Here is a 13,781-nt window from a genome sequence, read left to right on the forward strand (position 1 = left end):
GTCATTAAGGTTTTTTGTTGTAGAAAGATTTACCTAAAGCTGTAACTTACTTATAAAAGTATGAATAATGAAAGGAATATTTTAATGAAAACAAGTGACAGTATTTTTTTAGATGAAAGAACACCTAAAGAAAAACGTGAAGAAATTGAAAGTTCAGTTAGTAAAGGTGAAATTGTAACTGGAATTCTTGAAACACTACCTGATGGCTATGGTTTTATTAGAAACTCTAATTATTTAGCGAGTCGTGATGATGTATATGTTTCTCAAACTCAAATTCATCGTTTTAATTTAAAGACAGGGGATTTTATTACAGGTTATATTAGACAACCAAAAGCGACTGAAAAATATAAAGCTTTAATGTATACTACTTTAATAAATGGAGAAGATCCTAGCGCAGCTAGAAGTAGACAAAATTTTGAAAAACTGACACCTATTTTCCCTGATAAACGATTAAAATTGGATCAAGCAAATAATAGTATATCAATGCGAATTATTGATTTATTATCTCCAATAGGTAAAGGGCAAAGAGGAATTATTGTTTCACCACCAAAAGCTGGTAAAACTACGTTGTTAAAAAATATTGCTTTATCAATTCATGAAAGCTATCCTGATATGCATTTATTGATTTTATTGATTGATGAACGACCAGAAGAAGTAACAGATATAAAAGAAGCAATTCAAGGTGAAAATGTTGAAGTCATCTATTCAACTTTTGATGAAATGTCTGAACGTCATAAAAAAGTGTCTGAAATGACAATTGAACGCGCTAAACGTTTAGTAGAACATGGTAAAGATGTAATGATTCTTTTAGATAGTATTACTCGTTTGGTTCGGGCTTATAATTTAACATGTACTCCATCAGGCCGTACTTTATCGGGTGGTCTAGATCCAGCTTCATTATATATGCCAAAACGCTTTTTTGGGGCTGCTAGAAATACTCGAGAAAGTGGTAGTTTAACAATCTTAGCAACAGCATTAGTAGATACGGGAAGTAAAATGGATGATGTTGTTTACGAAGAGTTCAAGGGTACTGGAAATATGGAAGTTGTTTTAAGTCGTCAATTGCAAGAAAGACGAATTTTCCCAGCTATTGATATTTTAAAATCGGGAACAAGACGAGATGATTTATTGTTAAGTTCTAAAGAACAAGAGGCAATGACAATAATTCGAAGAGGATTTAATGATTTAAGGGCCGAACAGGCTGCAGATTCTTTATTATATATGTTTGAAAAAACTAAGAATAATGATGAATTAGTTGAAATGATAATAAAGAAAAAGAAATTTTAAAATAAAGACAAGCACGTGATGTGCTTGTCTAATTATTATTGGTGTTGCTTAAAATCTGTTTCTAAATAAACTGATGATTCTTGAAAAATGTTCACAATTGAAATAACCTTCGCTTTTTACCCATGCAGGATAAGAATTATAATTTTTTGTTGCAGCATAATATTCATAATATAAGTTCATAAAATGGTCCCTCCTAGAAATGATAACAATGATTAAATGTTTTATTTTTAATACAATATTATTATATATCAATGTTTGTAGATTAGTAGGGACAAATCTAATGAAAATAAGAAGCAAAATTGTGCAATATGCACAAAGAGAAATAAAGGGGTGATACTATGGGATTTACAATTGAAGATGCACTGGTACAAACACAAGATATATATCATTTAGAGTTATTAGCTGGTAAAAATGGTTGCAGTAATGCAATTAGCTGGGTCCACATGATTGAAGATACTACAATTATTAAACAATTATGGGGAAAAGAATTAGCAGTTACTACTGGTATGGGATTTCAAACTCATGATACTTTATTTGATTTTGTTAAATCATTAGTTAAATATCACATTGTTGGTTTGATTATTAATACTGGTAAATATATTTTTGAAGTTCCTCAAGATATAATCGATTATTGTAATGAACAGGATTTCCCTTTATTAGTAATGCCTTGGGAAGTGTCGATGGCTGATTTGATTAAAGATTTAAGTATGCGCTGTTTACATTCAGAACGTGAAGATCAGCAGATTTCTATTATGTTTCAAAAACTATTTGTCGAACCCCATTTAGTTGAAGAGATTAGACAGTCATTAATGGGATCTTTTGATGTAGATGGACTATTCCAGGTTGTATTAATTGCAATTGAAAATTCAGATCAGTTTGATGCCATTGAACGAAGAAGAATTAGTTTTCAATTACAACTGTGTTTAGAAAAAATCGATAGTCCCTATACTTTTTTCTGGTTTGATAGTCATTTTGTATTGATTGTTAATAACTTAGAAGAAACGATATTAGAAAAGGTAATTGATAAAATGTATAAACGTTCTAAAAAAAGAATGTTAACTAACTCTTTATATGTAGGAATTGGTAGTCAGATGAGTGATTTGAGCCAGCTTATTTTAAGTTATAAAAGAGCATTGGCAGCAGTTAATATGGCTATGAAATTTGATTATCCAATTATTAATTTTGAAGAAATGGGTGTTTATCAGATTTTATTTTCAATCGAAGATAAACAAATTTTGATTAGTATGTATTATCGTTTATTACAGCCATTGATCAATTATGATCAAAAGCATCATAGCGAGTTAGAAAAAACACTGTATTATTATCTGGTTTATGATGGTTCAATGCAGGCAATGGCTAAAAACCTATACATGCATCGTAATACAATCAATTATCGTATGAATAAAATTAAGGAATTGCTTAATTGTGAATTTGAAAGTATTGATGAAAAAATGGAATATTTATTGGCGTTTTATATTAAAAAAATAATGAATGCTAAAAAAAATAGATCATCATAATTTTGATGGTCTATTTCATTAATAAATTAATCGCTTCATTAAGGCTATCAACTAAATAATCAGCGTGATCTTTAACTTGTTGATTAGAAGAATTAAATGTAAAAGCTTTATCAACATATTTTAACATTGGTAAATCATTAAAAGAATCACCAATACCACAAATTTCATTAAGATTCATTTTTTCTTTTATGATCTTTAAACCAGATCCTTTTGAACAACCTTTTTTAGCGATATCAACACAATCAATATTTTGATATGCATCAACATAGTTACCAAATTGTTCATTTATTTCATCAGTAATTTCTTTAGCTCGTTTTTCATCTAAAGCATCAATAGATAAACCATAAAGATGATGTCCCTTTAACTGTTCAACAGCATCAATACGAGTCGTATTCAAATTAAAACGACCATCTTTAGTATTATATAATTTTCCATCACCATGAACACAAACATAAACTTGATCAATATATTTGTTGTAGATTGCAAAAACAATATCTTCATCAATTAGTTCTTCGCTAATTACCTGGCGGTTTTTATCTAAAACTACAGCTCCACTACTAACAACATAAAAATCAATATCAATAGCATCAATTTTTACATCTCCAATTGGTCGACCAGTACAGACACCAAATAGATTACCATTATTTTGAAACTTTTTAATTGCCTCAATATCTTCCTTTTTTACTTGTCCTGGTACATCATTGAATAACAAAGTACCATCTAAATCACTAGCTAATATAATCATAAGTCACCTCTATAAAATATTCATCAAGATTATAACATATTTTATTTTAAAATAATTAAAAATAATTAAGAAGATATTTATGATAAAGAAATGTAAAGATTTGGTTAATCAATTAGTTTCTAAAAATGAAAAATCATTTTAATGTCCTTGACTAAGCGTATAATATTTATTCAAAGGGGGTTATAAAGATGATGTTTTCAAATCAGGCATTAAAAAAGCTGATCATACCACTAGTGATTGAACAATTATTAGTAATTCTAGTTGGCTTTTGTGATACGATCATGGTCTCTAGTGTTGGGGAAGCAGCTGTTTCTGCAGTTTCACTAGTTGATTCAATCAATGTTTTATTAATTAATGTCTTTGCCGCTTTAGGTACTGGGGGTGCTGTAGTTGCGGCACAGTTTATTGGGCAAGGTTCACTTGAAAAAGCGCGTTTTTCAGCTAAACAGTTATTATTAATAACAGCAATTTTATCCTTGATCATTATGGGGGTAATATTGTTGTTTAATACTTCAATATTACATTTGGCTTTTGGTAATGTAGATAGTGGCGTTATGAATAATGCCGAAACTTTCTTTCTAGTTTCAGCACTATCATATCCATTTATTGCTTTATATAATTCTGGGGCCGCTTTATTTAGAGCAATTGGTAATTCTAAGATTTCAATGATTACTAGTGCAATCATGAATGTTATCAATATTATCTTTAATACAATTTTCATCTTTGGCTTAAAATTAGGAGTTTTAGGTTCTGGGTTAGCGACATTGATCGCTAGAATGGTCTGTTGTATTGTAATTTTGAAATGTCTTACAAATAAAGATAATAATCTTTATGTCGATGATTATCGTCATTGGAAGTTCGATTTAGTTTATATCAAGAAAATCTTAACTATTGGGATTCCATCTGGTTTAGAAAACGGGATGTTCCAATTTGGTAAAATATTAGTTCAAAGTTTAGTAGCAACATTTGGAACTTATGCAATTGCTGCTAATGCCGTTTCTAATAATTTAGCACAAATGCAAATTATTCCTGGAATGGCGATGTCATTAGCGATGGTTACTGTAGTAGGACAGTGTGTCGGTGCTAATGATTATAAACAGGCTAAGTATTATATCAAAAAATTATTAAAAATCACTTATTTAGTGACTATTTCTGCTGTAATTTTAGTATTATTAGCGACACCGACAATTTTAAAATTATATTCTTTGTCTGAACAAACGATCGATCTTGCTTATCAATGTATTTTTTTACATGGTTTCTTTGCTGCAACGATCTGGCCAGCCTCATTTACTTTCCCTAATGCTTTACGGGCTAGTAATGATGCTAAGTTTACAATGATTGTTTCAGCATCTTCAATGTGGATTTTTAGATTTTGTTTAAGCTATGTTTTAGGACAACATTTAGGATTAGGTTTAATTGGGGTCTGGTTAGCGATGTTTGTTGACTGGATAGTTCGCTGCATCTTCTTTATTTGGCGTTATTTTAGTGGTAAATGGATGAATAGGCAGTTAGTTTAATCATGAATCGAATAGTATTTTTAGATATTGATGGTGTATTACAGCCTTTTACTAATTTAAAAAGATTTGATTGTAATTTACAAGCAGTAAAAAAAGAGGTCGCTAAAAAGCTAAATGATAACAGTTATCTAGATGATGATGGCTATAATATTGCAGCGGTTTATTTAGATTGGCATCAAGAAGCAATTGGTAATTTAAAAAAGTTACTAGATGAAAGTAAAGCGAAGATTGTTATAACTTCAAATTGGCGTTATTTAGGTTTTGATTATTTGAAAAGATTATTTAAGATTCATGGATTAGATAAATATTTATTAGAAATGACAATGGATTATCAGCAGTTTGATGAAAAAATTGTTGCTAAATATAAAGAGATTGAAAAATATGGCATTTTTATTAGAAATAGAGTGCTGGAGATTAATGAGTATTTAAATAGTCATGAAGTGAGTCAATTTGTAATAATAGATGATATTGATCTTTCAAACTTTTTTCCTGATCATTTTGTTAGGACATTTGTTGATCAAAAAGATGATTTCTATTTTAGCCAAAGTAATTATTTTGAGGCTTTAAAAATAATTTCTTGACTTAAAGTTTACTTTAAGTTGTATAGTATGGCTGTGTAGTAAAATAGCTAAAATGTAATGCTTTTCCTTTCTTATAAAAATACCAATCTGTCATTTTGGTGCTTTACCATTAGATATAGATTTTCAAGGAAGTAATACTTCCTTCTTTTTTATATTAAAATGGGTAATTTTGTAAAATATTAAAATTTCTTGCTCTAAACTATGGTTTAACCAATATAGTAAAAATAGGAGGAAGAAAAATGAAAAAGCTAATAGGAATTCTTATTTTACTATTATTAGTAGGAGTAGTTATAAATATTAATAACGATAATCAAGATAATCAAAAAGAAGTCGTAGAAAAAACCGAAAATGAAGATTCTGCTTTTGATCGTCAGATATTAATTTTACAAGAAGATAATAATGATACAGCCAAGTTACTAGCAACAACTATTAATGAAAAAATACTTAGTGATCATCATTTGATAAGTGAAATTAATAATCTTGATATAAATGATTATGATTTAATAATTATTACAATAGTAGTTTTAAATAATAATATTGACAATACAATCCAAGAGACTTTAAAATCATTTGATTTTAAAAATAAAGATGTATCATTGTTGTTTGTCGGAAGTGATGAAATTAGTTTATTAGAAAGTCAGGCTAGTACGTATATTAATAACGCAAATATCTTACCAGGACTAGGGTTAACTAGTGAAGATGTTAATAATTTAGAAACAATGAATCAGTTTATTGATGGCTGGTTGACTTCGATATATTAAAAAAGTTCTTGCCTTAAAGGTAACTTCAACTTGTATAATCATTTTGTAGCCAGATAATGATACCAATTATTATACCCAATCAGCCCAAAATAGTTATTTGGCTACATCAAGGTAGGTAACACTACCTTTTTTATTTAATAATGATAAAGATTATAGTAAAATAAATGTGGTGATTATATGAAGAAAAAAGTAATTATAATAATTTTATTAGTTTTATTAATATTTACCCCAGTACCAGTTTTAGCACGAGCTGGAGGTGGCTCAAGTGGTGGCTCTGGAGGTAGTTCTGGCGGTGGAACAGGTAGATCATCCCATACAACAAGAGGTCGAAGTACCTATAACCAAAGTCCGATTGAACGATTAGCTAGTATGGCTGGTTTTAGTTTAGTAATGGTCTCAATAGCTGGGTTTACAGTTTACAAAAGAAGACAAAGAGCTATAATAATGCATCGTGAAGTTAGTGAGACTTTAGATATATTAGATGATCAAGATATTTTTTGGAATGAAAAGAGAATAAAACAACAGGTTGAAAAATGCTATTATGCAATTCAGGAAGCATGGTCAAATCAAAATCTAGAAGTTTTAAAGCAATATTTAAGTCCATCCTTATATGAAAGCTGGCAAATTAAACTTAATTGGCAACAATTTCAAGGTCAGAGAAATGTATTAAGCAATATTAAGTTATTAAAACATGATGTGGTCAATCTTTATGATAGTACTGATAATAATGAGGATTACTTTTGGGTTTATATAGAAGGTAAAATGAATGATAAGATGCTTGATCAGGAAAATCAGATTATTGAAAGTAATAATGATGTTTTTGTTGAGTATTGGAAATTTATTAGAAATGAAAATAATATTTATTTAGATCAGATTTTACAACAAGATGAATTTGAAAAATAGAAATGAATTAATAGCTTTTAAATATTAATGGCAAAAATCAAATTAAAATGGTAAAATTATTAAACTAAGAATCAAATATTTTGTTTAATAAAGGAGAAAAACATGCTAGTAACCGATAAAGAGTTAAAATCCATTGTTAGTGATACTCGTAATTTAAATATTGGCCGTAATTACTGGCAGAGTGGATATGTAAAAAAAATCAAAATAACTGCCGATCGAAACAATCATTATTTAATTAAAGGCGTTGTTGATAATGATAGTTATCAAAATGATTGTCAAATAACAGTTGATGAAAATAATAAAATTATTGATTATCAATGTGATTGTTTCTGGTGTGATGATATATCAGCTTGCGGTCATATTGCAGCGGTGCTATTTAAAGTTCAAGAATTGTCACCCGATTATTTTCCGTTTATTTTTGAAGAAAAGACCAATGATGAAAATGCATTTTTACAACAATTGATGCTATTTCAGGAAAAACAAAAACAAGCTAGAATCAACAGTGAGTTATCATTAACTAGAAATTTGATTAATAATTATAAAGAAGATAAAATTAATCAATTTAGTTTAATTAGTCAATCCAAAAAAGACATCGAAGTTCAAATTATTACTTCTGATTATTATGCTTTAAAATTTAGAGTTGGCAATGAAAAGAAATATGCAATCAAAAATATCACTAAGTTTATTGAGGCAATAGAAGATAATAAACTAGTCAAATATGGAAAACAATTAGAATTTGTTCATACCCTAAATGCATTTAGTGAAGATGCTTTAAAAATTATAGAGTTAATGAAATATTGTTTAAATAACCAAAAATATTATGAATTTTATCCCTACTTTGGTGGTTTTAAAAATGAAATAGAAATAGATTCTACTAATATTGATTATATTTACGAAACATTAAGCCAGCTTGAAAATACTAATTTTCATTTAAACTTTTATGAAATTGATCGGTTAATTGCACTTAATATAATAGAACAAGATGATTATTATCAAATAGAGTTAGAAGATTTTAATGGTATTTGTGGTAAAAAAGATATTTATTTGATCGAAGATAATACTATTGAATTAATAAAATTAGATAATGATGGTAAAGCTTTACAGTTTATAAAAAACTGTTTAAATAAAGATGAATTGTTACTTTCTAAAAAAGATCTAAATGATTTTAATAAATATCTTTTTAATGATATTAAAAAATATTTTGATATAAATGGTGTGAACTTTAGTGATTCGAAAACTGAAGCTGAAGTATTAACACTATATGGTGATATTGATGAGTATGAACAAGTCAAATTTTATTTAGAATGTAAACAAAATAATCAGATTTTTTATAGCTTTGACCATGATGGTTTTAATACATCAATGGATTTTGATTTGATTGAAAATTATTTAAAAGAAATGAGTGATGTTATTGATTATAATGAACATTGTGTTTATCTAAATTTAGATAATGAAAAAACTTATCAATTTTTAAACCAGGGATTACCTTTTTTAGCTAACTATTGTGAAATTATGGTTAGTGATGCTTTAAGAAAGATTGGTCAAAAATCACAGTTTTCAATTACTGTTGGGGTAAGTATTGAAAATGATTTACTAGCAATTGATATTGATAGTATCGATATTCCAAGTCAGGAACTAACTGATGTTTTAAATGCTTATCGGCGCAAGAAGAAATTTCATCGTTTAAAAAGTGGGAAATTGTTATATTTAGAATCAGATGAATTAGAAGAATTAGATAATTTAATGAATGACTATCATTTAAGTGCTAATATGATAGAAGATGGCCATTTAGATATGAATGTTTATCGTGCTTTTAGCATTGATAATAAAGCTGATAATAGTAATCATTTAGTTTTTAATCGTAGTGATGTTTTTAAAAATGTAATTGATAATTTTAAAAATACCAAAAAACAAACCTTTGCTTTATCTAATCATTATCAAAAAATCTTGCGTGATTACCAGAAATTTGGTTACCAGTGGTTAAGGTTGATTACAAGTTACGGTTTTGGGGGAGTTTTAGCTGATGATATGGGACTTGGTAAAACTTTACAGATTATCGCTTTATTAGATGAATGTCGTGATGTTAATAAAACAAGTTTAGTAGTTTGTCCTTCATCGTTATTGTTGAACTGGCATGATGAAATCTGTCGCTTTTCGCCTAACTTAAAGTGCAAGTGTGTTCATGGCAATTTAACGAAACGAAAGAAGGCAATTAGTGCTTTTGATGAAGCTGATGTTTTAATTACTACTTATGATTATATGCGTCGTGATTATAAATTATATGAAGATTATGAATTTGAATTTGTTATTTTAGATGAAGCCCAGTATATTAAAAATCCTAAAACTAAAAATGCTAGTGCAGTTAAATCGTTAAATTCTAAACATCGTTTCGCTTTAACCGGAACACCAATAGAAAATTCATTAGCAGAATTATGGTCGATTTTTGACTTTTTGATGCCGGATTATTTATTTAACTATCATTATTTTCAAGGTACTTATGAAACGCCGATTGTAAAAAATCAAGATGAAGATAAACAGTTAGAATTAAAAAAATTAATTAGTCCATTTATTTTAAGAAGAAATAAACGAGATGTTTTAAAAGAATTACCAGATAAAATTGAAAAAACAATGTTACTGGAATTTAGTGAAGAAGAAAGTAAATTATATTTAGCTAATTTAATGCAGGTAAATAAAGAATTACAAGAAAAAATGCATTATGAAAAGGTTGACCGAATAGTCGTTCTAGCGATGTTGACCCGTTTGCGTCAAATATGCTGTGAACCACGGTTGTTGTACGATAATATTTTACATATTTCTTCTAAATTAGAGGGATGTCTAGAATTAATAAGAAATTTCCAGGGAAATAATCAAAAAGTGCTATTATTTTCATCTTTTACATCGATGCTGGATTTAATTAGTGACGAATTAGAAAAACAGCAGATTAGCTATTATAAATTAACAGGGGCAACATCTAAAGAAAAACGCCATCAGTTAGTTGAGCAATTTCAAAATGACGATACTACAGTCTTTTTAATATCATTAAAAGCAGGTGGTACCGGCTTAAATTTAACCGCAGCCGAAGCAGTTATTCACTTTGATCCATGGTGGAATATGTCAGCACAAAATCAGGCTACTGACCGAGCTTATCGTATTGGTCAAAAAAATGTTGTGACTGTTTATAAACTGGTCATGAAAAATAGTGTAGAAGAAAAGATTTTGGAATTACAAAACAAAAAGAAAAATTTAGCCGATACTTTTGTAGAAAATAATGAAGGTAATATCACAAGTATGTCGACTGAAGAAATAATTAATTTATTTTCAATTTAATTAGGACTGAAGGGAAAGAATATGAACAAAGTATTTAGTAGTAGTATACTATTACTAACATTATTAATAAATACAGGTTGTAGTAGTGAAAATAAAATAAACAATAATTTTGATTATTACTGTTATCTAATAGAAAACCAGGATTTGCGTCTTGAAGATAATACTAAACAGGCAATTAGTGATGATGAAAAAGAAGAAGATCAGACTGATGTAGAAAATGATGATACTATTTGTCACAGTTACAATATTTATGATGATGATAAATTAGTAGGGACATTAAAAGATGTCGAGATGTATTGGGAAGGCGATGAAAATTATATTATTGTTTTAAATTTTCAATATGATTATACATCTATTACATTAGGGTATAATGAATATCCTGATTCAAATGTGATTGAACGTGATTTTGAGTTTTATCGATATGATATCACTACTAATGAATTATCAGAAAAAGACATTAGTGATGCTGTTGAAAAAATCAGTCCTAAAGTTCATGATTTATTATTGGAATTTGATCAAGATGTTTATGAAAATTTAGCGAAAGTTTATACATTTCCATCTAATTATGAGTATTCACATTATGGCAATGTTGATAATGAGTATATTTGGTTTTTAAGAGATGATGAAGATGGTCAGTATCTTTATTATGGCTATGACTTTGAAAATAAATTTGATAATTATTATAACCAGGAATCATAATGAAACCTGGTTTTTTATTGGTTGATTTTAGTATTTGATGAATAACGTTTCAATTCAATTGTTTTGTTCATAGTAATTGTTTTTTGATAATTATTTTGGTAATTAAATGCAAAATAACAGCTATATAAAATATCTAATATAGTATGAATGCTTTGGCGACTTGAAAATGAACTGATTTTACTATGAACATTTTCTCTAGTACATAAATATAAACTAACATCACTATATTTATTGATCGTATTATCGCCGATACTGGTTATTGTAATCGTTGCAATTTTACGTTTTTGCAGAATCTGACAAGCATTAACTATTGGAGCAGTTTCGCTAGTATAGGAAATAATGATTGCTAAAGTATCGCTAGGTAAAGTATGGGTTTGAAAAACTTGTTCAATTGGATCAAGACAAAATTCAACTGGCATGCCTAAACGTTTCATAGCATATGAAAACTCTTGAGCGGCAATATAAGACATACTAGTACCAAAAAGATAAATAGCAGAACAGTTTTTTATTAATGTCAGCGCTTGTTGTAAACTGTCATGATCTAATAAAGTAAGGGTATCTTCGATTGTTTCTTTTTGTAAAGTACCAATTTTATTGGCAATTTTCATGATATTATCCTGGCTATTAAAAGGAATATTAGCATCGATTTGTTGAAAATGGCTATTTAAATATTGTAATTCTAAAATAAAATCTTCTTTAAATTGATTCCAGCCTGAATAACCTAGTTTTTTAGCGAATACAACTAATGCTGCTGGGGAAACATAAATTTTAGCAGCAATTTGTTTAAGGGTTAGATTTTTTAATTGTTCTTTATTTTCTAAAATAAAATTTTTGATTATTTAATAGATTTTTATGATCTTTTTTTAGTTATGAACCAACTGCTTTTTATATGCAAATTGTTATTTTAATAATTGCGATAGTGTTAACAGCATTAGGCGCTTTTTTAATGGTACTTGGTGATATTGTGTTAAATCCGGCTGATGGTTTAGTACATACAATTGGCAAAGTGACAAATAAAGATTTTGGTTTTGTTAAAAATATCGCTGATTTAGTTTTTATTGTGTTAACAGTAGTTATTTGTTTGGTTACTAAAGGATATATTTTAGGAATTGGAATTGGAACCGTTGTTTCAGCGATTTTTATTGGTCGTTTTATAGCACTTTATCAAAATATCTATAATCATTTGCAAGAAAGTAAGATATAATAAAATTAAAATAAGGAGGCAGCTATTTATGAAAACTGGATTATATTATTTTTCGGCAACTGGTAATTGTCTTACAACAGCGAAAATATTAGCAGAAGAATTACCAAATGATTGTGATATTATATCTTTTGCTTCATTAAAAAATAAAGATCAAATTAATGTTGATTATCAACAGATTGGTTTTATTTTTCCAATTTATTATGGAGATATGCCATACTTAGTTCGCCAAGTGATTGAAAAAATGAATTTTAATAATAATCCATATGTATTTTTGGTGGCGACATATCGAGGTCATCCTGGCGATATTGGCAAACGCTTAGATGATTTATTAAAAACAAGAAAGGCGGCTTTATCATTAAATGTTGGTGTTTCAATGCCTGGTAATAGTTATTTAAGTACTAAAGAAGAAATGAATGAAGCATTACATAATCAAAGAAAGAATATTCAAGGATTGATTAGTAAAATTGTTAATCAAGAAAAAGAAGATTTTTCAAAATTAGCTAGCGTTGAACCATCAGTAGTTGGTTTAAAAGCATATAATATGCGTGGTATAAAAGCTGATGATAAATGTATAGGTTGTGGTATTTGTACGCGTGTTTGTCCAATGGATAATATTAAAGTAGAAAACAACCATGCAATAATTGGTGATAATTGTATTACTTGTTTAGCTTGTTTTCACTGGTGTCCCAAAGAAGCAATTTATATGAGTAAAGAAAAAGATATTGAACGGCGCTTTAAGTATCATCATCCTGATGTTACTTTGCAAGATATTATTGCCCAAAAGAAAACCGATTAATTCAGTCACCTCATTTTTAATTAATTTAAAAATGAGATTTTTTATAAAAGTAAGTATATTTAAATTATAGTTATTTTATCTTGAATCATTTAATGGTATCATAATCTTGTAATAAAATGTAAAAATAACTGATAGATTCAACGAAGTTTTATTATAAAAAAACAACTAAAAATCTGATTGTCCGCTAAAACACTGTATCTATCAGCATTTTCAAGGGTTTAAATACTTCAAATTACTACGATTTTACTACCATTGAATGAGCCTTGATATGTTAGAAATCCCAGATTTGCAAAGATATGGTACAGCACATCAGTATTGATAAACTAAAAATTGAATATCGCAAGTAGATTATGGAACGCCGATATTGACGTTCCTTTTCTATTTCCAGCCGTTCAGAAATGGACGGCTTTTTCTATATCCAAACGAAAGGAGAATTTTAAAAGC

General features: G+C 28.2%; 13 protein-coding genes and 1 pseudogene. 10 read left to right on the forward strand and 4 right to left on the reverse strand.

The window, feature by feature from the left end; translation table 11 throughout:
- Positions 1–60: 60 nt before the first annotated feature.
- Positions 61–1,287 (forward strand): transcription termination factor Rho, encoded by a 1,227-nt coding sequence (rho, locus tag B5E92_RS02470; protein ID WP_087298866.1) that lies wholly within the window; start codon positions 61–63, stop codon positions 1,285–1,287.
- A gap of 48 nt (positions 1,288–1,335) precedes the next feature.
- On the opposite strand, the gene B5E92_RS15895 is transcribed toward rho, so the two are convergent.
- A complete protein-coding gene (locus B5E92_RS15895; protein ID WP_255376183.1) occupies positions 1,336–1,467 on the reverse strand; it encodes a hypothetical protein in 132 nt (43 codons plus the stop codon).
- Positions 1,468–1,625: 158 nt separating this feature from the next.
- On the opposite strand from B5E92_RS15895, the gene B5E92_RS02475 reads away from it, so the two are divergent.
- Positions 1,626–2,804, forward strand: coding sequence for a PucR family transcriptional regulator (locus tag B5E92_RS02475; RefSeq protein WP_087298868.1), 1,179 nt, complete (start codon positions 1,626–1,628; stop codon positions 2,802–2,804).
- A gap of 10 nt (positions 2,805–2,814) precedes the next feature.
- Here the strand turns inward: B5E92_RS02475 and B5E92_RS02480 are convergent, their stop codons facing one another.
- Positions 2,815–3,549 (reverse strand): HAD-IIB family hydrolase, encoded by a 735-nt coding sequence (locus B5E92_RS02480; RefSeq protein ID WP_087298870.1) that lies wholly within the window; start codon positions 3,547–3,549, stop codon positions 2,815–2,817.
- A 188-nt stretch (positions 3,550–3,737) separates the two neighbouring features.
- Between B5E92_RS02480 and B5E92_RS02485 the strand changes: the two genes are divergently transcribed.
- From B5E92_RS02485 to B5E92_RS02510, 6 genes are all read left to right on the forward strand, one after another.
- On the forward strand, positions 3,738–5,066 hold the full coding sequence (locus B5E92_RS02485) for an MATE family efflux transporter (protein ID WP_087298872.1): 1,329 nt from the start codon (positions 3,738–3,740) through the stop codon (positions 5,064–5,066).
- A 2-nt stretch (positions 5,067–5,068) separates the two neighbouring features.
- Positions 5,069–5,647: an HAD domain-containing protein gene (locus B5E92_RS02490; protein WP_087298874.1), complete on the forward strand. Its 579-nt coding sequence runs from the start codon at positions 5,069–5,071 to the stop codon at positions 5,645–5,647.
- A gap of 239 nt (positions 5,648–5,886) precedes the next feature.
- Positions 5,887–6,408, forward strand: coding sequence for a hypothetical protein (locus B5E92_RS02495; protein ID WP_087298876.1), 522 nt, complete (start codon positions 5,887–5,889; stop codon positions 6,406–6,408).
- Positions 6,409–6,585: 177 nt separating this feature from the next.
- Positions 6,586–7,311, forward strand: coding sequence for a Tim44-like domain-containing protein (locus tag B5E92_RS02500; protein WP_087298878.1), 726 nt, complete (start codon positions 6,586–6,588; stop codon positions 7,309–7,311).
- Between the two features lie 102 nt (positions 7,312–7,413).
- Positions 7,414–10,638, forward strand: a complete 3,225-nt coding sequence (locus tag B5E92_RS02505; protein WP_087298880.1) for a DEAD/DEAH box helicase — start codon at positions 7,414–7,416, stop codon at positions 10,636–10,638.
- Between the two features lie 21 nt (positions 10,639–10,659).
- Positions 10,660–11,337: a hypothetical protein gene (locus B5E92_RS02510; RefSeq protein WP_087298882.1), complete on the forward strand. Its 678-nt coding sequence runs from the start codon at positions 10,660–10,662 to the stop codon at positions 11,335–11,337.
- 14 nt (positions 11,338–11,351) lie between these two features.
- On the opposite strand, the gene B5E92_RS02515 is transcribed toward B5E92_RS02510, so the two are convergent.
- A complete protein-coding gene (locus B5E92_RS02515) occupies positions 11,352–11,945 on the reverse strand; it encodes a MurR/RpiR family transcriptional regulator (RefSeq protein ID WP_087298884.1) in 594 nt (197 codons plus the stop codon).
- 87 nt (positions 11,946–12,032) lie between these two features.
- Positions 12,033–12,176 (reverse strand): annotated as a pseudogene (locus B5E92_RS16000) (MurR/RpiR family transcriptional regulator); the annotation flags it as partial.
- Positions 12,177–12,226: 50 nt separating this feature from the next.
- Between B5E92_RS16000 and B5E92_RS02525 the strand changes: the two are divergent.
- Positions 12,227–12,541: a hypothetical protein gene (locus B5E92_RS02525; protein ID WP_087298886.1), complete on the forward strand. Its 315-nt coding sequence runs from the start codon at positions 12,227–12,229 to the stop codon at positions 12,539–12,541.
- 28 nt (positions 12,542–12,569) lie between these two features.
- A complete protein-coding gene (locus B5E92_RS02530; RefSeq protein WP_087298888.1) occupies positions 12,570–13,337 on the forward strand; it encodes an EFR1 family ferrodoxin in 768 nt (255 codons plus the stop codon).
- Positions 13,338–13,781: the final 444 nt, after the last annotated feature.

The sequence above is a fragment of the Erysipelatoclostridium sp. An15 genome (genome assembly GCF_002160675.1).
GTDB classification, from domain to species: Bacteria; Bacillota_I; Bacilli_A; order Erysipelotrichales; family Coprobacillaceae; genus Thomasclavelia; species Thomasclavelia merdavium.

Bases quoted from the DNA above. Each gene is read 5' to 3' on its own strand.
- rho (WP_087298866.1), top strand. From the start codon at position 61: ATGAATAATGAAAGGAATATTTTAATGAAAACAAGTGACAGTATTTTT.
- B5E92_RS15895 (WP_255376183.1), bottom strand. From the start codon at position 1,467: ATGAACTTATATTATGAATATTATGCTGCAACAAAAAATTATAATTCT.
- B5E92_RS02475 (WP_087298868.1), top strand. From the start codon at position 1,626: ATGGGATTTACAATTGAAGATGCACTGGTACAAACACAAGATATATAT.
- B5E92_RS02480 (WP_087298870.1), bottom strand. From the start codon at position 3,549: ATGATTATATTAGCTAGTGATTTAGATGGTACTTTGTTATTCAATGAT.
- B5E92_RS02485 (WP_087298872.1), top strand. From the start codon at position 3,738: ATGATGTTTTCAAATCAGGCATTAAAAAAGCTGATCATACCACTAGTG.
- B5E92_RS02490 (WP_087298874.1), top strand. From the start codon at position 5,069: ATGAATCGAATAGTATTTTTAGATATTGATGGTGTATTACAGCCTTTT.
- B5E92_RS02495 (WP_087298876.1), top strand. From the start codon at position 5,887: ATGAAAAAGCTAATAGGAATTCTTATTTTACTATTATTAGTAGGAGTA.
- B5E92_RS02500 (WP_087298878.1), top strand. From the start codon at position 6,586: ATGAAGAAAAAAGTAATTATAATAATTTTATTAGTTTTATTAATATTT.
- B5E92_RS02505 (WP_087298880.1), top strand. From the start codon at position 7,414: ATGCTAGTAACCGATAAAGAGTTAAAATCCATTGTTAGTGATACTCGT.
- B5E92_RS02510 (WP_087298882.1), top strand. From the start codon at position 10,660: ATGAACAAAGTATTTAGTAGTAGTATACTATTACTAACATTATTAATA.
- B5E92_RS02515 (WP_087298884.1), bottom strand. From the start codon at position 11,945: ATGAAAATTGCCAATAAAATTGGTACTTTACAAAAAGAAACAATCGAA.
- B5E92_RS02525 (WP_087298886.1), top strand. From the start codon at position 12,227: ATGCAAATTGTTATTTTAATAATTGCGATAGTGTTAACAGCATTAGGC.
- B5E92_RS02530 (WP_087298888.1), top strand. From the start codon at position 12,570: ATGAAAACTGGATTATATTATTTTTCGGCAACTGGTAATTGTCTTACA.